The organism is Enhygromyxa salina, assembly GCF_002994635.1.
In the GTDB taxonomy this organism is placed as follows: domain Bacteria; phylum Myxococcota_A; class Polyangia; order Nannocystales; family Nannocystaceae; genus Plesiocystis; species Plesiocystis salina_B.
The window spans coordinates 20,307-41,477 of record NZ_PVNL01000062.1 but is presented as its reverse complement, the minus strand read 5'-3'; the positions used below and the strand labels follow the sequence as shown (position 1 = coordinate 41,477).

General features: G+C 69.0%; 18 protein-coding genes. 13 read left to right on the top strand and 5 right to left on the bottom strand.

All coding sequences use genetic code 11. The annotated features are described in order from the left end of the window. Positions 1–61: 61 nt before the first annotated feature. The 3 genes from ENSA7_RS16900 to ENSA7_RS16890 are packed head-to-tail and all read left to right on the top strand — an operon-like array spanning position 62 to position 3,941. Positions 62–1,405, top strand: coding sequence for a porin (locus ENSA7_RS16900; protein ID WP_106090328.1), 1,344 nt, complete (start codon positions 62–64; stop codon positions 1,403–1,405). Further along, positions 1,402–3,042, top strand: a complete 1,641-nt coding sequence (locus tag ENSA7_RS16895; protein WP_106090327.1) for a dTMP kinase — start codon at positions 1,402–1,404, stop codon at positions 3,040–3,042. The genes ENSA7_RS16900 and ENSA7_RS16895 overlap by 4 nt, the downstream gene beginning before the upstream one ends. Beyond that, positions 3,039–3,941, top strand: a complete 903-nt coding sequence (locus tag ENSA7_RS16890; protein ID WP_106090326.1) for a TapB family protein — start codon at positions 3,039–3,041, stop codon at positions 3,939–3,941. The genes ENSA7_RS16895 and ENSA7_RS16890 overlap by 4 nt, the downstream gene beginning before the upstream one ends. Positions 3,942–3,955: 14 nt before the next feature. On the opposite strand, the gene ENSA7_RS16885 is transcribed toward ENSA7_RS16890, so the two are convergent. Continuing rightward, on the bottom strand, positions 3,956–4,657 hold the full coding sequence (locus tag ENSA7_RS16885) for a hypothetical protein (RefSeq protein ID WP_146157782.1): 702 nt from the start codon (positions 4,655–4,657) through the stop codon (positions 3,956–3,958). An 8-nt stretch (positions 4,658–4,665) separates the two neighbouring features. Further along, a complete protein-coding gene (locus tag ENSA7_RS16880; protein ID WP_181233814.1) occupies positions 4,666–6,015 on the bottom strand; it encodes a CotH kinase family protein in 1,350 nt (449 codons plus the stop codon). 207 nt (positions 6,016–6,222) lie between these two features. Between ENSA7_RS16880 and recD2 the strand changes: the two genes are divergently transcribed. After that, positions 6,223–8,481 (top strand): SF1B family DNA helicase RecD2, encoded by a 2,259-nt coding sequence (gene recD2 / locus ENSA7_RS16875; protein WP_181233813.1) that lies wholly within the window; start codon positions 6,223–6,225, stop codon positions 8,479–8,481. A gap of 281 nt (positions 8,482–8,762) precedes the next feature. Next, the gene (locus ENSA7_RS16870; RefSeq protein ID WP_146157780.1) at positions 8,763–8,975 is read left to right on the top strand and encodes a hypothetical protein; all 213 of its coding nucleotides are present in this window, start codon (positions 8,763–8,765) and stop codon (positions 8,973–8,975) included. 177 nt (positions 8,976–9,152) lie between these two features. Here the strand turns inward: ENSA7_RS16870 and ENSA7_RS16865 are convergent, their stop codons facing one another. Then, positions 9,153–10,403, bottom strand: a complete 1,251-nt coding sequence (locus ENSA7_RS16865) for a DUF4215 domain-containing protein (protein WP_146157779.1) — start codon at positions 10,401–10,403, stop codon at positions 9,153–9,155. A 193-nt stretch (positions 10,404–10,596) separates the two neighbouring features. Between ENSA7_RS16865 and ENSA7_RS16860 the strand changes: the two genes are divergently transcribed. The 3 genes from ENSA7_RS16860 to ruvA are packed head-to-tail and all read left to right on the top strand — an operon-like array spanning position 10,597 to position 12,647. Continuing rightward, complete coding sequence (locus tag ENSA7_RS16860; RefSeq protein ID WP_106090320.1) at positions 10,597–11,346, top strand: YebC/PmpR family DNA-binding transcriptional regulator; 750 nt, start codon at positions 10,597–10,599, stop codon at positions 11,344–11,346. 1 nt (position 11,347) lies between these two features. Then, on the top strand, positions 11,348–11,959 hold the full coding sequence (gene ruvC, locus ENSA7_RS16855) for a crossover junction endodeoxyribonuclease RuvC (protein WP_219907980.1): 612 nt from the start codon (positions 11,348–11,350) through the stop codon (positions 11,957–11,959). A 40-nt stretch (positions 11,960–11,999) separates the two neighbouring features. Further along, positions 12,000–12,647, top strand: coding sequence for a Holliday junction branch migration protein RuvA (ruvA, locus tag ENSA7_RS16850; protein WP_106090319.1), 648 nt, complete (start codon positions 12,000–12,002; stop codon positions 12,645–12,647). Here the strand turns inward: ruvA and ENSA7_RS16845 are convergent. Further along, a complete protein-coding gene (locus ENSA7_RS16845) occupies positions 12,634–13,575 on the bottom strand; it encodes a hypothetical protein (RefSeq protein WP_146157778.1) in 942 nt (313 codons plus the stop codon). The two genes, ruvA and ENSA7_RS16845, sit on opposite strands and share 14 nt — an antisense overlap. A 53-nt stretch (positions 13,576–13,628) precedes the next feature. Between ENSA7_RS16845 and ENSA7_RS16840 the strand changes: the two genes are divergently transcribed. Genes ENSA7_RS16840 through ENSA7_RS16820 form a run of 5 tightly spaced genes read left to right on the top strand, consistent with a single transcriptional unit; the run spans position 13,629 to position 18,063 of the window. Continuing rightward, on the top strand, positions 13,629–14,285 hold the full coding sequence (locus ENSA7_RS16840; protein WP_106090317.1) for a Maf family protein: 657 nt from the start codon (positions 13,629–13,631) through the stop codon (positions 14,283–14,285). Continuing rightward, positions 14,278–14,994, top strand: coding sequence for a YggS family pyridoxal phosphate-dependent enzyme (locus ENSA7_RS16835; protein WP_106090316.1), 717 nt, complete (start codon positions 14,278–14,280; stop codon positions 14,992–14,994). Before ENSA7_RS16840 ends, ENSA7_RS16835 begins: the two co-directional genes overlap by 8 nt. Before the next feature lie 20 nt (positions 14,995–15,014). After that, complete coding sequence (locus tag ENSA7_RS16830) at positions 15,015–16,499, top strand: (2Fe-2S)-binding protein (protein ID WP_106090315.1); 1,485 nt, start codon at positions 15,015–15,017, stop codon at positions 16,497–16,499. Beyond that, positions 16,496–16,855: a (2Fe-2S)-binding protein gene (locus tag ENSA7_RS16825; RefSeq protein WP_106090314.1), complete on the top strand. Its 360-nt coding sequence runs from the start codon at positions 16,496–16,498 to the stop codon at positions 16,853–16,855. The genes ENSA7_RS16830 and ENSA7_RS16825 overlap by 4 nt, the downstream gene beginning before the upstream one ends. Next, positions 16,852–18,063: an NAD(P)/FAD-dependent oxidoreductase gene (locus tag ENSA7_RS16820; RefSeq protein ID WP_106090313.1), complete on the top strand. Its 1,212-nt coding sequence runs from the start codon at positions 16,852–16,854 to the stop codon at positions 18,061–18,063. Before ENSA7_RS16825 ends, ENSA7_RS16820 begins: the two co-directional genes overlap by 4 nt. Before the next feature lie 4 nt (positions 18,064–18,067). On the opposite strand, the gene ENSA7_RS16815 is transcribed toward ENSA7_RS16820, so the two are convergent. After that, positions 18,068–20,881, bottom strand: a complete 2,814-nt coding sequence (locus ENSA7_RS16815; RefSeq protein WP_181233812.1) for a serine/threonine-protein kinase — start codon at positions 20,879–20,881, stop codon at positions 18,068–18,070. Positions 20,882–21,171 lie beyond the last annotated feature (290 nt).

The window sequence follows — 21,171 nt, the reverse complement described above, 5'->3', positions numbered from 1 at the left end:
TGGGTACGATGGACATTCTGGATGCGTCGCGGCCGGTCGGCCGGGCGCAGACGACCTCGCTATGGGCCAACTCTCACTCATCCTTGGACTCGCGCTCACGCTCGCTCCGCCCTCGTCCGCGCCAAGCGACATTGTCGAGATCACCTCGCCACAGCCGCCCGCGCCGAGCGAGATCGTGGAGGTCGCGACACCAGCGCCGCCCGCCAGCGAGCTCGCGCAGCCGGTCGAGACCACCACGCCGAGCCCCGCGCTCGCGCCCGCGCCGGTCGCGAATCCAGACGCCGACGCGGCAGTCGAGGGCGCCGAGCAGCCCGACGAGGACAAGCAGGGCAAGCCGGACAGCGAGGCCAAGAAAGCCAAGAAGCCGAAGAAATACGAGTTCAAGGTCGGCGCCCGGGTCATCGCGGGCGGACGGCTCCGCTACATCGAGCCCCGGCTCGACAGCGAGGGCAGCCGGATCGGGCAGCCCGAGCGCAAGGGGTCGCTGCAGCTGCGACAGGCGCGGGTGAAGGTCAGCGCGAAGTACCTCGACGTGCTGTCGGCCAAGGTCAGCCTCGAGTTCTCGGACTTGCTGGGCAGCCCCTCGGCGGGCGACGTCCTGCGCGACGCGTGGGGCAACGTCCAGATCCACCCGGGCTTCCAGATCAAGGTTGGCCACTTCAAGCGTCCGTACTCGCGGCTCGAGCTGCGCGGCGTCTCGAAGGTCCCCATGATCGGGCGCGGCCTCTACAACTCGGTTGCGATCGAAGACCTGTCGTGGGGCGACCGCGCGGTTGGGGTCGCGCTGTGGGGCAAGCTCGAGCCCATGCGCCCGGGCCTGCACGAGCTGGGCTGGTCAATCAGCGCGTCCAACAACGCGCTGGCGGGCGCGCCCAACGGGGTCGATGCCCACGCGCGCGTGACCTACGATCCAACCGCGTGGCTGTCGATCGGGGCCGGCGGGGCGTTCAAGCACGTGCAGGACTCGCTCGCCAACGAGGCCGACTGCCTGGCCGAGTGGAAGCGCGACGCCAGCTGCCGACGCAACGTGTTCGGCGCGACCTTCGACCTGGTGTTCCGGGTCAAGGGCCTGTACGCGAGCGTCGAGACCAACCTGGCGCAAGACTGGCTGTTCGCCGAGACCTCACCATGGATGCTGGGCGCGCTGGCCTACGCCACCTACGACTTCGAGGTCGGCAAGAAGACTCGGCTCCAGCCGATCGTGTCCGGTGAGTTCATCGACACCAACCTCTCGTTCAGCGAGAGCGAGGCGCTGCGCGGCGTCGCCGGCCTCAACATCTTGTGGACCAAGCGGCTGCGGGTCATGCCGCAGGCCCAGTACGTCATGCCGATGGCCCCGGTGACGTCCTTCAATCACTTCGTCGAGAGCTGGGTCGTCGGGCTCTGGGTATCGGTGCAGCTATGAACACACCATCGAAATTGGGGCCAACCACCCACGCGGGCCGCGGTCGCGTGATCGCGTTCGAGGGCGTCGACGGGGCTGGCAAGAGCACCGTGCTCGCGCTGGTCGCCAAGCACCTGCGCGAGTCGGGCGTGACCGTCAGCATGCCGCGGGTCGGCAAAGAGCACAGCTCCAAGCCGATCCGCGAGATCCGTCGCCTGACCCGCGACCGCAGCAACCTCTCGCTGCTGCCGCGGGCCGAGAGCCTGCTCTACGCCAGCCGCGAGGCCCAGGTCCTCGACGAGCACGTGAGGCCAGCGCTGGCCCGCGGCGAGACCGTGCTGCTCGATCGTTCGATGCTGACCTCGATCGTGATCGGCGCCTATGGCCGCGGGCTCGAGCTCGAGTCATGTGAGGCGATCGCCACCCACGCCTCGGCCGGCCTCGACGTCGACCTCACCCTGATCTTCGACGTCGACCCGCGGACCAGCCGGATCCGCAAGCGGCTCGAGAAGATCCGCACCAAGCGATCGCGCGACGGCGGTCGCAAGGGGCTGGCCGGGTCCGGCTTCAAGGAGCGGATCCGATCGGGCTACCTCGAGCTGGCCAGCCGCGACCACCTGCCTGTGTTTCACACCGAGCGCAGCGGGCCGCGCGAGGTCGCCGACCGGGTGATCTCGCTGCTCGAGCGCGGCAGCTTCGAGGAGCCGCCGGAGGACGCGACGCCCTGGTGGATCACCGATCCCGACGCGCCGTTCGAGCTCGCAGCTGCAGCGCTGCCGCCGATCGTCCAGCTGTACTTCACCCGTCGCATGCCGCTCGGGCGGGAGCTGCGGGCCGGCCTGCTCGAGCGCGAGCCCGAGCTCGCGATCTGGGCCAGTGATCTCGACGATCCGCTGCTCGTCGCCGCGGCCGAGCTCGCCCCGGAGCTGGTGCTGGCGCGGCTCGGCGCGCTCGACAGCGGCTTGGTCAGCAAGGACGCGCTGCGCGAGCGCCTGCTCGAGTCGCACCCGGTCGAGGTCGCGCGCAGCCTGGCCCGGGTCGACGGCGACGCGGCCGATCGCATGCGGATCCAGCTGGCAGAGGCTGCGCCGGGCGCCGTCGTCGAGAGCCTCATGGGCCGCGGCGACGCGTTCGCCGTCACCTTGCGCGACCGCCTGTGGAAGCACGCCGACGCCTACGAGCGGGCTCTGGGCCTGCAGGGCTGCGACGATCCCGAGTCCTGGCGGCGCCGCGACAAGTTACTGCTGAAAGACCCGGCGCTGGTGATCTCGAGCTTGCGTGGCCTGGCGATCGAGCGGGTCGATCCGATCCTCGCGCGCTACGCCGCGCTCGCGCCCAAGCCGGTGCTGCAGGCGCTGCATGGTCGTGGGGACGCGACCGCCCACGCCCTGCGTCGGGAGCTGCTCGACACCGGGCGCGAGGTGATCGACTCGCTGATCGGGCTCGATGATCCGAGCGCCTGGGGGCTGCGCGAGCAGCTGCTCGAGCGCTGGCCCTCGACCGTCGCGTGGAGCCTCGGTGGCCTCGGCGATCACCCTCGCACCGCGGCGATGCTCGAGCGGTGTCGGGCCTGCGCACCCACGGATCTGTTTGTCTCGCGGCGCCTGTTTCAGGCGGCCGCCACCAGCTCGCCCCCAGTCACCCAGGTCAGCCCATGATCATACCCAATCGCTCCATCCACTCGGCAGGCTCCATTCACGCGTGGACGCGGCTCGCGCTGCTCACCCCGCTCGTGGCGCTCGCCTGCAACCAACCCGCGCCGCCGGGTTCGTCGGAGGCCACGGACCAGGGTGACGCCGTCGACGACGGCGAGACCGGGGACATGCAGCCGGATCTCACCGACGGCTCGGACGCGACCACCGACAATGGAGAGGACACCGACGCCGACACCTCCAGAGATACCGACACCGAGACCGACACCAGCGACGGCGGCGATCCCAACCTGGGCGTGTACGCCGACACGCTGTACCCGCTCGCCGACGGCGCCCACTGGACCTACCTGATCAAGAACCTCAACGGTCAGATCCTCGGCATGGACATCGTCGACACCCAGGAGATCGAGTGGAATGGCGAGCAAGCCTTCATGCTGACGGATCAGCCCAACGCCAAGGGCGAGTGGACCCAGAGCGTCCTGGTCGTCGATGGCACCCTCGCTACCCGGGTCCACAAGAAGATCTTGACCGAGAACGGGGTCGCCTCGATCGTCGACTACGACCCCGGCTTCGCCCGGGTCGACGACACCTGGGACGTGCTCGGGTTCTCCGACGAGCTGTTCTACGATCGGACCGAGACCGACGGCGACGGGCTCAACCCCAAGCTCGAGCCGCGCGGCCACATCTTTACGGTCGAGGCCGTCCACGAGCAGGTCACCGTGCCCGCCGGGACCTTCGACTGCGTGAAGATCGAGCGGGTCCGCAGCGTGGGGACCAACGCAGGTGAGCTTGCGATCTCGTGGTACGCGTTCGGGGTCGGCAAGATCCGCGAGGAGCGGCCGGCCGAGTCGCGCATCGAGGAGCTCGCGATCGTCTCGCTGCCTGGCGGCGTGCAGCTGCCTTAGGCCCACTCCCCCGCTCAGCCATCCCAGCCGTAGGTGCCACGCGTGTCGCTGGGGAGCTCCGCGAGCCGTGCTTCGATCTGACCCCGGTCGAGCCCTCGCGGCGCCCGGTAGATGATTGCGAGGCTCCCCTTCTTGACCCGCTTTTCTTGACCCACGACCGTGCAGCCGAGCTGGCGCAGCGCGGCGCCATAGGCGTCGGCGGCCGGCTGCAGGGTGTCCTTGTCGAGGCCCTGCACGACCACGCGCTCGACGGTGTCGCGCTCGAGCACGAAGATCAACACCCACGACAACGCGGCGGTCAGCACCGCGACCACGTACAGCTCGAGCCCGCACGACAGGCCGATCACGGTCACCAGGATCACCCGCCCGGTGTCCTTGGCCTCGCCGACGTTGGTCCGAAACCGCATGAGCCCGCCGATCCCGAACACGACCAGGGCCATGCTCGGCTGGACCTTGACGATGATCGCGATGATCGCCCCGACCAGCGCGTACATGATGAAGGTCTTGGGCTGCTCGATCTCTTCGATCGTGGTGGCCTTGGCTCGGGTCGTCGGGTGATAGGCGAGCAGCGCGGCCAAGCTGATCGTGACCGCGAGGATCATCAGCATCGAGGTGATGAACCCGACGTCGTAGAACGCGGCCCACCCGAGCCCCAGATCGGTGGGGAGCGAGGCGTCGAGGTGGACCTCAGGGAGCGTGTCGGGCGGGGCGCGCATCACCGGCGTCAAGGATACACGCAGTAGCCATTGCCGTCGGCGATTCCGCCGCTGCGCCAGCAGACCAGCCACTCCTCGACGAACGCGTAGCGGGCGTCAACGAAGGCGTGCAGCTCGGCGACCTTGTTCAGGTACAGGGCGTCGGAGTAGGGCTTGTTGACGTCCTCGAACACCGCGTCTTGGATCTGCTCGGTCCAGGTGTCGATCCGCTCGTGCATCTTGGCGGGGTTGTAGCCATCGTGGAGGATCTCGTCGATGAGATCGATGTACAGCGCGAACCACATTGGATCTTCCAGTGAGAGGTCGTAGTAGGGCCGGCCGTGCGAGGTCGGCTTCTCCCACACGAAGGGATCGGGGTTGGCGGGGTAGTCCCCGTCAGGCGGATGCGCAAACCGCTCGAAGGTGTTGTCCTTGTCCCACGGCAGCAGCATGAACTTGCCGCCGATCGGCTCATCGTAGAGGTAAAAATTGAGCCCGCCGGCCCACATCCCGTCGGAGTCGGGGATCACGGCCTCGGCGGCGAACACCCGCAGCGCTTGCTCGATGTCGAGATAGGTGAACAGCTCCTCGGTCGTCGCGGCGTCGCGCAGGGCGTTGAGGCGAATGGGGGTGCTCGAGTCCTCGTTGGTCTTGAGCACCCAGTTGCCGCGCTTCCACAGATCACCGGTTGGATCGTCGAAATTGCGCTCGAGGAACACCTCGTCGAGCTTCTCGAGGTTGGTGAAAATGCCGTAGTACTCGCCGTTGATGTTGAGCCGGGCATTGTTGGCGCAGGGGGCCTTGATCCCGACGTCGCGCATCACCGCGTAGGCCAGCCGCTCGCGCAACAAGTGCCGATTGAAGGTGGCAGCGTCGAACACCAGGCGCTTGAGGCCCATGAAGTTGCCGTTGGGATCGTTGGTGTGAAACCCGATCTGGAACTGGAACTTGTCGTTGTCGTACCAGGCCGTCGGGTTGCCGCGCAGCCGGATCTCCGCGTTCTCGATCACGATGTCGCCGTACCTGAACTCGGCGAGCGGGTGGTAGGGCTTGGGGTTGACGCCCAAGTCCTCGTTCATCTGGCCGTTGTGCCACTCGGTCTGCAGCAGCTCCCAGACGATCGGGTGAATGGTCAGCTCGAAGGTGGGCAGCAGATCCTGGGCATAGATCGCGTGGCAGCCCTCGTCGTCCACGGGCGGCTCGGGGTCCGACGGGAGGTCCGGCAGCGGCTCTTCCTCGTCCCCGCTCGACGTCTCGGTCTCGGTCGACGTCTGCGAGTCGCCGCTCGAGGTGTCGGTCGCCGCGGCCTTTGCGTCGTCGGCCTCGATGCCGACGCCCTGCCCGTCCCCGCAGGCCACGAGCAGTCCACACCAGGTCAACGCAAAAAATCGAACTCTATGATGCTGCATCACGTGAACGTCCTGGTGGTCATTTAGCAGGATTTTCGAGCGCGGCATGTCGACCGCCAAGCGACGCTCAGCGCACCCAACGCCCGCTTGCGCGCGTGCATTGTTGGGCACCGACGAGCTGCGTCCACGGTCCTCGACGTTGCCGCGAGCACGGCCATGGAAGATGCTGTCGCGGGCATGCCCGAACGAGAGACAAAGCCGGCGGCCGGCGATCTCGAGGTCCTCGAGGGCGTCATCGAGCGCACGGTCTTCCACGCGCCCGAGAGCCGGTGGACGGTGCTGCGTGCCAAGGTTGCCGGCGAGGTCGCGCTCGTGACCCTGGTCGGTCGTAGCGCCGGGATCGAAGACGGCGCCGACTTCAGCGCGCACGGGCGCTGGGCGGTTCACGCAACCCACGGCCGGCAGTTCGCGTTCGAGGCCCTCAAGCTGCGGCGACCAACCACCGCGGCCCAGATCGCGGCGCGGCTGCGGACCTACCCCGGCATCAAGGAGGTCATGGCCGAGCGCATCGTCAAGCGGTTCGGCACCGACACCCTCGACGTGCTCGACCGGGAGCCACGCCGGCTGCTCGAGGTCACGGGGCTCGGCGACAAGACCCTCGCCAGCATCACGGAGCATCACGAGCAGCGCCAGGGGCCCGTCGTCGAGCTCGAGAACCGGCTGCTCGAGCTCGAGGTCTCCCCCCGCCTCGCCGACGCGCTGAACCAGCGCTACCACGATCAGGCCATGGCGATGCTCGAGCATCACCCCTACCGGCTCGCGCGCGACGTCCGTGGCATCGGGTTCCAGACCGCCGACAAGATCGCCCGGGCGCTCGGCGTCGATCTCGAGAGCAACGAGCGCGTCGACGCCGGCTTGCTGCACACCCTCGAGAAGGCCCAGAGCGATGGCCACTGCGCGCTGCCACCCGCGCAGCTGCTCGACGACGCCCGCAAGATCCTGCGGCTTCCGGCCCCGCTGCTCGACGCTGGGATCGATCGCCTGATCAACGAGGGCGAGCTGATCCCACGCCTGCGCCCGCCCGGGTCTGAGCCCGACGAGCTGTACTTCCTGCGCCGGTTCGACGAGGCCGAGGACAACCTCGTCGCGAGCTTGCTCGAGCTGGCCTGCACCCCGCGTGAGCCGTGGGAGGTCGGTGAGCTGCCCGAGCACCTCTCGCCCGGACAGCGCCGGGCCGTCGAGGCGATCGCCTCATCGGGCGTCGCGATCTTGACCGGCGGGCCGGGGACCGGAAAGAGCACCGTGGTCGCCAACGTGATCGAGGTGGCCAAGCGCGCGGGCGCGGCGTTGCTGCTTGCCGCGCCGACCGGGCGGGCCGCCAAGCGGCTCGAGCAGACCACGGGCGAGTCGGCGAGCACCGTGCATCGCCTGCTCGAGGTTCGCCCCGACACCGGCGAGTTCAGCTACTGCGCCAACAACCCGCTGCCCGACGGGCTGGTGGTGATCGACGAGAGCTCGATGCTCGACCTCGAGCTGGCCGAGGCGCTGATCACCGCGCTGACCGTGAACAACCGGTTGTTGCTGGTCGGCGACGCGGATCAGCTGCCCTCGGTCGGCCCCGGCAACGTGCTGCGCGATCTGATCCGCGCGGCCGAGGCGGGCGCGTCGTCCCCGATCCCCGTGGTCCGGCTCGACACGATCTTTCGTCAGCAAGAGGGCTCGACGATCGTCGGCAACGCCTACCGGGTCCTGCACGGGCAGCCGCTCGCCCCCGACGAGGCCAGCCGCGGCAGCGCGGGCGAATTCTTCTTCTTGCGAGCCAGCGACGCCGAGCGGACCCACGCCAAGATCGTCGAGATGGCGGCCGAGCGCATTCCCTCGGCGTTCGGCTTTGATCGGGTGTCCGAGATCCAGGTGCTGTGCCCCATGCACAAGGGTCAGGCCGGGACCGAGGCGTTCAATCGCGCGCTGCAGCAGGCTTATACCGGCGAGCGCGAGGGGCTCGACGCCCCGGGCCCGCGCGGTGAGGGTGGACGGACGTTTCGCCTGGGTGATCGGGTGATGCAGATCCGCAACGACTACGAGCGCAACGTGTTCAACGGCGACATTGGGGTCGTCACCCGGATCGTCGCCAACGCCGGCATGCTGACCGTCAACTACGACGGTCACTTCGCAACCTACGGGCGCAACGAGCTCGGGGCCCTGCGCCTGGCGTACGCGATCTCGATCCACAAGAGCCAGGGCAGCGAGTTTCCGGCCGTGCTGATCCCGATGCTGACCGAGCACCACGTGATGCTGCGTCGTAATCTGCTGTACACCGCGATCACTCGGGCCCGGCGGCTGTGCGTGATCGTGGGGGACCTCCGCGCGATCGAGCGAGCGGTGCGGCAAGCCGACGCCGCGCTGCGCTGGACCGGGCTGGCGGAGCGCACCCTTGCGCTGCTCGAGGCCAGCGCGGAGGCGGGGGTGGGGGTGCAGGCGCTGGAGCTCGACTAGCGGGCCGGGGAAATCTCGACGCGGCCCAAAGTGGGTCACTGGGCTTGGAGGCCGCGAAGCCAAAGCGATGCTTCACCCGTCCGGCTTCGACCGACCGGCTTCGCCACCACCGACGGTGCTTGGCCTCGCGGCCACGGATGACGTTGCGCTTGGCCCTGGCGATAGCAATGTCGTCGCGGCAGGCCAACATGAACAGGCGAAATGCAACAACCCGCTTTACCGAGTGAGTTTCGGCATTTGCCTCATCCTCATTTTGGTTGCATGTTTGGTGGGGTTCATGGGTGCTTCATCTGCTCGCAACTGCATTGTTTTGGCTGTATCCGTGGGGAAGCGCGAGCTCGATGAAGGTGGAGGCCGTGTTGATGGTTTCTATCGTTCGTGACGTTGCCGCGGCTGTCTCGGCACCGCTGGCGATCCTACTCGTCAACAAGATCACTCACAATCAAATGTTCATTGATCAACGGTTCGTGATCAAGGGAACGCAAGTCAGCTGAGTCAGCTCGCTACGAGCTCGCGGGAGACCATCGATTGTTTGCGCCGCGCGGCCAAGCGCACTCGGGCGTGCACAGGCCGCTCGCGGCCGACTGCGACCTCTCGGATTGCTGCGACATCGATTGCCCGCTGCCCGGGCGTTGAGGCCACGGTCGGCGCTGCGCGGCTCCGCTAGACCCCTACCCGCAGATCACTTCCATCGACTGCGTCGGCCCGGTGCAGGTCGCCGTGTTGATGCCGCCCCAGTTGCTGTTGTTGATGCACGGCCGCACCGTGTAGGCGGGGTTGGTGCACTGGCACACGCTGTTGCCCTGGGCGTTGACCTCCGGGCCGTTCCCGCAGTTGCCGACGTTCCAGGTCCGGCCGTCACACGCGACGTTGTTGACGGTCTGCGCGTTGCCCAGCGCCTGACAGATCGTGTTGGCGGCGGCGCCATTGCAGGTGACTCCGATCGGGTCGTTGCTGCCCCGGATCACCACCGTCGAGTAGGGGCCGTTCATCGCGACCTGGGACCGGAAGGTCGTCCAGGCTACGCACTGGGCCGGGCTGTTTTGCCCGTTCGTGAAGTTCTCGAGGTAGAACACGCCCATGCCCGTCGACGTGCAGTCGTTGGCGCAAAAGTCGTCCGGGTTCATGTTGCCGTCGTCGCACTCTTCGACGCCCATGTGCACGAACGCGTCGCCACACACCGCGGGCTGGCAGCTGGTCGGGCACGCGTCGGTGTCGACCATGTTGCCATCGTCGCACTCCTCCATGCCCTGCCACAGCACCCCGTCGCCACAAAACGAGTCCGTGCACTGGGCCGTGCAGGCGTCGTCGTCGGCCATGTTGCCGTCGTCGCAGTCCTCGTCCTGGGCGTGGACGATGCCGTCGCCACAAAACGCGGTGGTGCAGTCGTTCTTGCAGTCGTCGGCGTCGTCCATGTCGCCGTCGTCGCACTCCTCCATGCCCTCGTACAGGAAGTTGTCACCGCACGCGGCGATCAGGCACGGCCCGACGCAGCCGTCGGCGTTCGAGTTGTTGCCGTCGTCGCACTGCTCCGAGAGCATGTTGTGATAGCCATCGCCGCAGACCGCGTAGGTGCAGTCCGCGTCGCAGAACATGGTCTCGTTGCCGACGTCACACTCCTCGCCCGGGTCGACGTGGGCGTCGCCACAGTAGGGGCCGGGGTCGCCGTCGCCGTCGCCGTCGCCGTCGCCATCGCCATCGCCATCACCGTCGCCGTCACCGTCGCCGTCACCATCGCCGTCACCATCACCGTCGCCATCACCGTCGCCGTCGCCATCTCCGTCGCCATCGCCATCGCCGTCGCCCGTCTCGGTCGACTCGAACGAGGTGAGGCTCGTCGCTGGCCCGTCGGTGGTGGGGCAGCCCGTGAGCAACACGAGGCCAGGGAGCACGACAGCGGGGACATACAAAAATCGACGCATGGGATCTCCTACGACAATTGTGCTCGCCAGAAAAGCGAGACCCGAGCTTCGGCATTCAGACGCGTGAACGCCACGCGAGCCGCGAGCTCGGGCGGCCGCGTGCCGAGCCAAGCCCGCGGCGCGGCAGCAGGCACATGGAGACAGCCGCGACCCAATTCCCGCGAGATCTCGAGATCGTGGTATGCCAGCGTGCATGTCGGGGCACAGCAAATGGTCCACGATCAAGCGAAAGAAGGGGGCCACCGACGCGGCTCGCGGAAAGGTCTTCACCAAGATCGCCCGCGAGATCATGGTCGCCGCCAAAGAGGGGGGTGGCGACCCCGACGGCAACCCACGCCTGCGAACCGCCCTCACTGCCGCTCGGGCTGCGAACATGCCCAAGGACAACCAGGAGCGGGCGATCAAGAAGGGCCTCGGTGAGCTCGAGGGCGTCAACTTCGAGGAGCTGCTGTATGAGGGCCGCGGCCCACATGGCACCGCGTTCGTGCTCGAGGTCCTGACCGACAACCGCAATCGCACCGTCCCCGAGCTGCGTCACATCCTGGGCAAGAACGGCGGCGAGATGGGCTCCGATGGCTCGGCCACGTGGATGTTCGACCACAAGGGGGTGGTCATCGTGACCAAGCAGTCGATCAGCGAGAACCAGCTGATCGAGACCTGCCTCGAGGCCGGCGCCGACGACATCCAGGACGAAGACGAGGTCTGGGTGGTCAGCTGCGAGTTCACGGGCTTCGCCGCGCTCGAGGCCGCGCTCGCCGATCTCGAGCCAGAGAGCGCCGAGATTCAGTGGGTGACAAAACCCGAGAGCGCGCTCCCGCTCGACGGCGAGGCCGCCGAGGCCGTGGCCAGGCTGTGGGCCAAGCTCGACGATCACGACGACATCCAGAAGGTCTACTGCAACGCCGATCTCCCCCATGAGATCATGGAAGCCCACGGCCTCTGAGATGAGCACGATCAACGCCCACTCGACGCGCGACGCCGATCTGCCAGCGAGCTTGCCAATGATCGGGGGCCGGATGCTCGGCGTCGATCCAGGCACCCGGGTGGTCGGCTACGCGATCATCGACGTGCTCGCGCCGGGCCGGTTCGAGTATGTCGAGTGCGGCGTGCTCCGGGTCCGGGCCAGCGACGATCTGGGCACGCGGCTGCTCGAGCTCGGCACTGGGCTGCGCGAGGTGATCACCGAGTTTCGCCCGTCCGCGCTGGCGATCGAGCGGGCCTTTCACGGGCTCAACGCCGCCAGCGCGCTCAAGCTCGCCGAGGCCCGCGGCGCGCTCAAGCTCGTCGCGCTCGAGCATGGGCTCCCGGTCAGCGAGTACGCGCCCGCGCGGATCAAGCGGGCGGTGGTCGGAAACGGCCGGGCCACCAAGGCCGAGATCCAGGCCCGGGTGCGGCTGCTGTGTCGGCTGGGCAGCATGCCCGAGTCCGACGCCGCCGATGCCCTCGCCATCGCGATCTGTCACGTCCAGGCCAGCCGGCTCCCCAACCTCGACACCGATCCCCGCGCGCAGCTGCGCCGCCAGCTGGCCCGCAAGCGCAGGCAGGGACGGCGATGATCGGCTGGGAGCCTGACCGCGCGAGCACGCGCAGCAGCAGATGATCGGCTGGATCAAAGGTAAGGTCGTGCGCCGCAACCCGGCGAGCGGAGTGATCATCGTCGAGGCCCAGGGCGTCGGGTGGGAGCTTCAGGTCTCGCTGCAGACCCTGGCCGGGGTCCCGATCGAGGGCCAGGTGGTCGAGCTGTGGATCCACACCAACGTCCGCGAGGACGCGATCCAGCTGTTTGGGTTCGCCGACGAGCGCGAGAAGCAGCTGTTTCGGATGCTGACGTCGGTGCCCAAGGTCGGGCCGCGCAACGCCGTCGCCGTGCTCGGGGGGCTCCCGGTCCTCGAGCTCGTCGAGTGCATCGCCGCGGGTGAGAGCGCCAAGCTGGTCAAGATCCCGGGGATCGGAAAGAAGACCGCCGAGCAGATCGTGCTGACGCTCGGCGACAAGGCCCTGACCCTGCTCGAGTTCATGCGCAGCTCGGGCGACGCCGCCCCAGCCTCGGCTGCGCCGGCCAGCGCGGACGCCAGCGACGAGCTGGCCACCGCCGCCCGCGACGTGCTGTTGTCGCTCGGGTGGAAGGCCAAGCCGGTCGAGAAGGCGCTGGCGCAGGTCCTCGAAGAGCTCGGCGACAAGGCCAAGGGCACCAGCCTCGACGCCCTGGTCCGGCCCACGCTGGCCCGGCTCATGGAGCGCTGAGCGGGCGCGGCCAGGTCGACGAGCCCGCCACCAGCGCGAACGCGGGGCCGCCGAACGAGCGACCGCCGTCGCGGTAGCGGTGGGTCGCCCAGAAGTCCCGCGGGTCCCGATCGAGCACCAGTGTCCGGCCGTGGTCGCCGTCCACCACGTGGAACGGCGTGGTGTTCGGCTCCTCGCGCACGTCGAAGAACAGCTCGATGCGGTCGCCGTCGAGCCGGTAGGTCAGCGACTCGGTCGACCAGTCGTCGAAGTCACCGCGATGAAACCACCCGACCCCGCGGCCATCGATCGCGGTCGCGGCGAGCTGGTACATGTGAAACTCCGCGCCGCCCGTCGCGTGGTTGCGGTAGTCGATCCACAGCCGATCGCCGATGCCGCTGGTCTGCTCGGTCGGCGCGGCCGGCTCACGGTTAGCGACGTCGAGATTGGACTCGACCTTGCGATAGCGGGCGCCCGGCTCGTAGGGATCACCGCGCAGGGTCATCAAGGTGACCCCGTGCTCGTCCTGCTCGAGCACGGCCGTGAGCGCGTGAGCGACACCGCGCTTGCGAAACTGCACCGACACGTCCACGTCCCGGCCCGACGGTTCCACGCTGTAGTCGAAGCTGTGGGTGTTGGCGAGGCCGACCTTGCCGTAGCGGTACAGGCCCTTGCCGTCGCCGTGGAAGTACCAAAACCGCAGCGGCTCGCCCTCGCCGCGGGACTCGTAGCGGGTCCACAGGCCACGCAGAGGGTCCTCGACCTGGGCGGCCGCCTCGCTGGCTGCCGACGCTGCGTCGCGTGGCTCCGACTCCAGCAGCGGCAGCGTCAGCACCACTGCGGCGAGCGCCAGGCCGAGCGCGGCACACGGCGAGCAGCCGCCGGGACGCCACGGCGGGCGGGTCTCGAGCGGGCGGATCGAACTGGACAGCAGACGCCGAACGGGCATGCCGCAGTGTACCGGTTTGCATGGCCCCCGCACCCGCGCGAGCATGCGCGGCGATGGCTTCTCACTCGCCGCCGGCCTCGCCACCGGTCTCGCCCTTGGTTCTGGCGTCAGCCTCGCCGCGGCGCGCCGAGCTGCTGCGCCGCGCAGGCTTCGAATTCACGGTCTGCCCGGTCGACTGCGAGGAGACCTGGCTACCCGGCGAGACCCCGCTCGCGTACGTCGAGCGCGTCGCCGCGGCCAAGGCCGTGGCCGCCTGCTCGCTCGACGCGGTCATCGACACCGACCCGACACCCGTGATCCTGACCGCCGACACGACCGTGTGGCTCGACGCCGACGGTGAGCCGTTCGCCAAGCCCCGCGACGGCGCCCACGCGACCGCGATGCTGCGCGCGCTGACGCAGGGTCGGCCCCACCGGGTCACGACCGCGTGCGCGTTCATGCGGCCACCCGCGCGGCCCGGGGCTTCGCCGCAGCGGCTCGCGCAGCTGAGCGAGACCACCGTCGTCCACATGCGGGCGCTCTCGGACCAGCAGTTTGCCAGCTGGATCGGTCCGTACCTCGAGCTCGCGCGCTGGCGCGACAAGGCCGGTGGCTACGCGATCCAAGGGCGCGCCGCCGCCCTGGTCGAGTCGATCGAGGGCAGCTACACGAACGTCGTCGGCCTGCCGCTCGCGCAGGTCGTGGCCCAGCTCGAGGTGCTTCATGCCTGACATCGAGTCCGTCTCAGTCGCCGCCAACCTCGACTCGATCCGCGAGCGCGTCGATGCAGCGATCGCCCGCCGCGAGCCGCGAGTGGGCACGGCCGACGTCCGCCTGATCGGCGTCAGCAAGCGCCAGCCGCTCGCCAAGCTCGAGGCCGCCTACGCGGCCGGGCTGCGCGACTTTGGCGAGAACTACGCGCAAGAGCTGCGCGACAAGCTGGGAGCTTGGCCGGCCGACCGCGACGCTCGCTGGCACTACATCGGCGCGATCCAGTCCAACAAGCTCAAGTACATCGTCGGCAAGGTCGCGCTGATCCACACGGTCGATCGGGTCGAGCTGATCCAGGCGATCGACCGTCGGGCCACCAGCGCTGGCGCCGTTCAAAAAATTCTGATCGAGGTCAACCTCGCCGACGAGGCGCAAAAGGCCGGGGTCCCGCCCTCGCTAGTGCCGACGCTGCTCGACGCCTGCGCGGCGACCGAGCAGGTCCGCTGCGTGGGCCTGATGATCATCCCCCCAGCGGCCGAGCCCGAGCACACCCGGCGGTTCTTTCGGGAGCTGCGCGAGCTTCGTGACCGCCTGCGCGAGGGTCCCGAGCGCCCCGGCGTCGACCTGCGCGAGCTGTCGATGGGCATGAGCGCCGACTTCGAGGTCGCGATCGAAGAGGGCGCGACCCTGGTCCGGGTCGGGACCGCGATCTTCGGCGCGCGTGCCTGAAAGATGCTAACTAGCAGGCCGTGAGCCGTCAGCGACCGCTGCTCGTGCCTGCCACGCCCGCGACGCCCGAGCGGCCCGGCGGCGCGGCCGTACACCTGCGCTTCGACGAGGCGTTGATCGAGGCTCGCGCCAGCGACACCCTGGCGACCGCGATGATCGCCGCGGGCGTGTTGATGACCAGCCGCTCGCCCAAGTACCGGCGACCGCGGGGGCCCTACTGTCTCAGCGGCGACTGTGGGACCTGCCTGGTGCGGGTCGACGGCCGACCCAACGTGCGCGCGTGCATGACCCCGGTCCGCGAGGGCATGCGGGTCAGCTCGCAGAACAGCTACCGGCCCAAGCAGCTCGATCCGACTCAGCTCGTCGACTCGCTGTTCCCCGGCGGGATCGATCATCATCACCTGATGGTCCGGCCGCGGATCGTCAATCAGGTCATGCAGGAGTTCGCCCGCAACCTCACCGGGTTCGGCGAGCTGCCCGAGGGGGTCGACACCTGCAGCTACGAGTACCTGGCCCACGAGCTGCCCGTGTTGATCATCGGGGCGGGGCCCGCTGGGCGGGCGGCCGCGGCCGAGTTCGAGGCCGCGGGGATCGATCACCTGATCGTCGATCGGCTCGATCGGGCCCAGCTCGCCGCGAACGTGGACGCCACCAGCCCGGAACCGCCCCCACACCCGCCCGCCAAGCTGCTCGCCAACACGGGCGTGTTTGGGATCTATCCCGGGCCGCACCAGGTGTTCCCTGGGCGCGAGCGCGACCTCGCGCTGGTCGCCGCGAGCGAGCACCACGCCACCGTCGAGCGGCTCCACGCGTTTCGTCCCCACCACCTGATGTTCTGCGTGGGCAGCCGCGACCCCATGCTGCCGTTCCCCAACAACGACCTGCCGGGCATCGTGTCCGCGCGCGGGCTGATCCGGGCCCTGCGGCGGGCGGATGCCCGGATCGCGGGTCCGTGTCTGGTCGTCGGCGAGGGTCCATGGGCGACCGCGCAGCGCGACGCACTCGACCAGCTGCGGGCCCCCCACGCGGCCAAGGTCGAGCTCGTCTCGCCCACGCAGATCGAGCGCGCGATCGGGGGCGAGCGCATCGAGGCGCTGATCTGTCACGGCGGCGGGCGACGCAGCTGCGCGCTGCTGGCGATCGCCGAGCCACCCGCGCCCGCGCATGAGCTGGCCGCCCAGATCGGGGTCGCGCTGCGCTTTGATGGCGGCGGATTTGCGATCGAGCGCGCCCCTGCCCCTGCCCCGCATGGACGCTGCGGTGAGCTCGGCGGGACCAGCTTGTGGGCCGCGGGCGACGTGTGCGTGGGGGTCGATCCGGCGTCCGGTCAAGCTGCCGCCGCACGCGACGGCGCGCGCGTGGCCCGGGCGCTGGTGGACGTGCTCGCGGCTGCGCCCCACGAGCTGCGCGACGCCACCCACTTCGCCCCCGCGTCCCCACCCCAGCCGCCGACGCTGCGCGAGCGCCCGGTCGTCGGCGATCGCTTCGCGGAGGATCCACCATGAGCGAGCGAACCTTCGTGTGCCGCTGCGAAGACGTGACGGTGAGCGAGCTCGAGCACGCGTTCGCGGCCGGGCTGACCACGATCGAAGAGGTCAAGCGCTACACGGGCTTCGGCACCGGGCCGTGCCAGGGCAAGGAGTGCATGGCGGCGCTGGCCCGCGAGCTCGTCCGCCGTGGCCTGGCCACCCCCGCCGCGCTGCGTCCATTCACGGCCCGGCCGCCAGCCGAGCCGGTCAGCTTTGGCGCGCTCGCAGCCGCGCCCGATCCCTACGTCGATCCGCTGCCCTCGCGCTTGCACGCTGATCCGCTGGGCGACGCCGATCCGCTCGCCGACGCCCAGGAGCCGCCATCTACATGAGCACGGCGAGCCTCGGCAGTCGCGACGCGAAGCTCCCCGACGAGCTCGATCTGCTGATCATCGGCGGCGGCGTGATGGGCCTGTCGATCGCCTACAACCTGGCCCGCAACCACCCGGGCGCGCTCGGGCGGGTCGCCGTGGTCGAGCGCAGCTACCTGGTCTCGGGCGCCTCGGGGCGCAACGGCGGCGGCCTGCGCATGCAGTGGGGCGACGCGGGCAACGTCGCGCTGATGCGCGAGAGCATCGAGCTGTGCCGTCACCTCGCCCAGGAGCTCGGCATCAACCTGTGGTTTCGCCAGGGCGGATATTTGTTCCTCGCGCGGACCGAGTCGGGGGAGCGACGCCTGCACCGCAACGTCGCCGTCCACGAGCAAGTCGGCGTGCCCACGCGCCTGCTCGCCGCGCGCGAGGCCCTCGAGCTGGTCCCCCAGCTCGACGTGTCCGAGGTCCGCGTGGCCGCCTACAACCCCGAAGACGGGGTCGTGTTTCCGTGGCCGTTCGTGTGGGGCTACGCGGCGCGAGCGATCGCCCACGGCGTCGCGATCCGCACCCACACCAGCGTCGACGCGCTCGAGCCCGACGCCGACGGCGGCTACCGGGTCACGCTCTCGACCGGTGAGCGCCTGCGCGCGGCCCGGGTCATCAACGCGACCGGGGCCTGGAGCGTGGGGATCAACCGCGGGCTGGGGATCGAGCTCCCCAACCACCCCCACCGCCACGAGATCCTCTCGAGTGAGCCGCTCAAGCCGTTCTTGGATCCGCTCGTCGTCGATCTCGAGACCGGCCTGTATTTCTCGCAGAGCACCCGCGGCGAGATCGTCACCGGGATCACGCTGCCCGATCCGCCGGGGCTGGTCGCCAGCCACGAGGTCGAGCTCGGCTCGACCCTGCGGTTCTTGTCCAACGTCTCGCGCGCGCTGATCCGCGTGATGCCGATCGCCCGGCACCTCAAACCCCTGCGCCAGTGGTCCGGCCCCTACGACATCTCGCCCGACGGCGACGCGATGGTCGGCCCGAGCCCCGACCACCCGCAGCTGATCCAGGTGTGCGGATTCACGGGTCACGGGTTCATGATGGCGCCCGCGGTCGGTCGCATGGTCGCGCGCTGGCTCGCCACGGGCGAGTCGCACCCGATGCTGGAGCGCTGGGATCCGTGCCGGTTCCGCGACGGTCGGCAGCTCCGCCGCGAAGACATGATCATCGGCTAGCGACCTACTTGGGCTCCGCGCTGGCGTCAGTCTTGGCTTCAGTCTTGGCCTCAGAGTTGGCCGCGTCGTTCGCCGCGTCCTCCGTCAACTTGGCCGTGATCTCGTCGACCCGCCCCTGCGCGCGCTTGGCTGCCGGTTTGCGCCCCCGCCCGGTCTCCGCCGCGACGAGCAGCTTGTAGACCTCGCGCTCGATCTCTGGCTCGGCGTCGAAGTGGGCCGCGATCGCCAGCGCCCGCTCGCAGGCCGCCACGGCGTCGGCCCACTCGCGGGACTCGACGAACAGGTTGCAGCGACGCTTCTCGAGCCCACCGATGTGGCGATGCCCGTCGGGATAGATCTTCGTGTACACGGCCCCCGCGCGGTCGAAGCTGGCGCGCGCGTCGTCGAAGCGCCCCAGCTCTTGCTGGGTCACGCCGATGTCCGTGTACGCGGCCGCGACCTCCCGCGAATTCTCGCCCTTGGTCTTGGTGTGGATCACCAAGACCCGCTCGAAGTCGGCGAGGGCCTGCTCGAGCAGCGAGGCGTTGCGGGCGATCCGAGCGAGGGCGTGGAGCGGGTTCGCGAGGTTCGGTGCGTCGGGCCCCCCGACCTGCTCCCGAATGCTCAGCGACGCCCGAAACGCCGCCTTGGCCTTGTCGTACTGCTTGGTGACCCAGTAGACGTTGCCGAGGTTGTAGAAGACCGTCGCGAGGTGCGGGTGATTGGGGCCGTAGGCGTCCTTGGATCGGCTGACGGCCTCGAGCAGGACCTCTTCGGCTTCAGCCTCGTGCTCGGTGTCGTCGACCCGGGCGACGCTGGAACCGTAGTTCATCATCATGCGGATCGTGATCGGGTGGATCTCGCCGTACTCCTGACGGGCCAGGGCCAGGGCCCGTCCGTAGTGGACGATCGCTGGCTCGAAGTGGCCCTCGGCGAGCTCGAGCGCCGCGACGGCCCCCTCGTAGGGGATCTCGAGCTTGGGCGAGCCACCCGTGCGGACCAGCGCTGACGAGGCCGCGAGCGTCCACGCGCGGCCTTCGGCGAAGCGATGCTGCTGCGACCCAAGATAGAAGATCAACCGCGTCCACGCCCGCGCCTCTTGCTCGACGTCACCGAGCTGCGCGGCGAGCTCGATCGCCTCGCGCAAGCTCGCCTCGCCGGGCTCGAATTTACCGGTCTCGAATTGCGACTGCGACTGGTCGTACAGCGCCCGCGAGAGCGTGCGCAGGTGCGGGACGGCGCGGGCCCTGGCCACGACCCGCTCTTGCAGCGGCAGGCTCTCCTCGTACTTCTCGGCCGAGGCCAGCGCGAACGCCCGGTTGAGGTCGACCTCCATCGCGCTGATCTCCTCGCGGGTGACCGCGTCGAGCTCGCGATCGTCGATCTCGTCGGTCTCGCGGACCGTCGCGCAGGCCCGCGGATCCGGGAGCGCGTGCACGGCCGAGACCGCCCGCTCGACGATCTGATCGTCAGCCTCGACAAACAGATCCACCATCGCGTCGAGCTCGCGGGCCCGCTGCTCGAGACAGTACATGCGGACGTCGAGCAGCTCGTCGGACTGCTCCCCCACCCACGTCGCCTCGCAGATCGCGACCCGACTCTGGCCCCAGACCAGGCTCCATCCGTCGAGCGTCGAGATCGCCCGGCGAGCCGCGTCATCGGCGAACGGCTTGCTCGAGGCCAAGAACGCGGCCTCGACGTCGGCGCGCCGCTCCGCGTTCCAGTGCTGATCGATCTCCGCGCTCAACGCTGGACAGTGGCTGGGCGTCGGCTCCGAATTGTTGCCAAACCCGAAGACCAACCCAAGCGCTCCCGTCACCAGCCCCACGACCCCGACGCCCAGCGCCGCGAACCGGCGCAGTCGCTTGGCCGGGTCGCGCTCGAGCGCGGTGAGCAGCGCCTCCATCGACGGCCAGCGCTCCGAGGGGTGGGCACTGAGACCGCGCGCGAGCACCTTGTACAGCCAGGTTGGGACGTTGTGGGCGCTCGCCTCTTTGGGTGGCTGCGCCGGCTTGCCCCCCGCCATCTTGGCCAGCTGATCGCGGCGATCGGTCCCCTCGAACGGCAGGCGCCCATACAGCGCCTCGTAGAAGCTCACGCAGAACGAGTACTGATCCGTGAACGGCCCGACCCGCAGACCCATGTGCTGCTCGGGGGCCATGTACGCGGGGGTGCCGACCATCCGGCCCGCGACGGTCAGGTCCACGCTGATGTTGGACTGGATCTCGTCGATCAGCGCGTGCTCGGCGGTCGACGTCGGGTCGGCCGCGCTGGCCGTGCTGGCCGTGTGTCGGCGTCGCTCGAACTCCTGGCGATCGCGCTCGGCGTTGACCTGGCGATCGCGCTCCTTGGCGACGCCAAAGTCGGCCACGCGCACGTCGCCCTCGACGCTGATCAGCACGTTCGAGGGCTTGAAGTCGCGATGGATGATGTCGGCCTGGTGCGCGGCCGCGATCCCGCGACCCGCGAGCACGAACTTGGCGAGGATGTCCTGCCACGTCCGCGGCCGGTCGCGCAGCCACTCGCGCAGCGTCGCGCCCTCGACAAACTCCATCGCGATGTAGACCTGCCCCTCGAACACGTCGACGTCGTGGACCGTGACGACGTTGGGGTGGCTCAGCTTGGCCAGCGCCTGCGCTTCGCGAAACAACCGATTGCGCCCGGCGGTGCTGGCCTCGTCGGTCGCCGTGTTGCGCAGCAGCTTGAGCGCGATCTTACGATTCAGCTTGGGGTCGTAGGCGGCACAGACCATGCCCATGCCTCCCATCCCGATCGACTCCAGGATCACGTAGCGGCCGACGACGGACAGCTGCTTGGCGTCGCCAGGATCGCTGTCCATGTCAGCGACCGTCTCGGCTCCCCCTCGCCGCGCTGAATTGGGCTGCTGGTTCATCGAGATGCCCAGCTCGGATTGTACCGTGCGGGGGTGGTGATCGGGTCGGAGCAGCGCGCAGTCGCCCGACTGATCTGAAGATCAACCGTGTACCGGCGAACCATTATAAATGGTATTGCTAACGATTAGTTTTGGACCGATCAATCGTGATCTTTAGATCACTTTCGTGCGATTCCGTTCACTGTGTAATTTTGACGCAAAATGCAGAATTCGGGGTCTAAACCGCCCCTAATGCG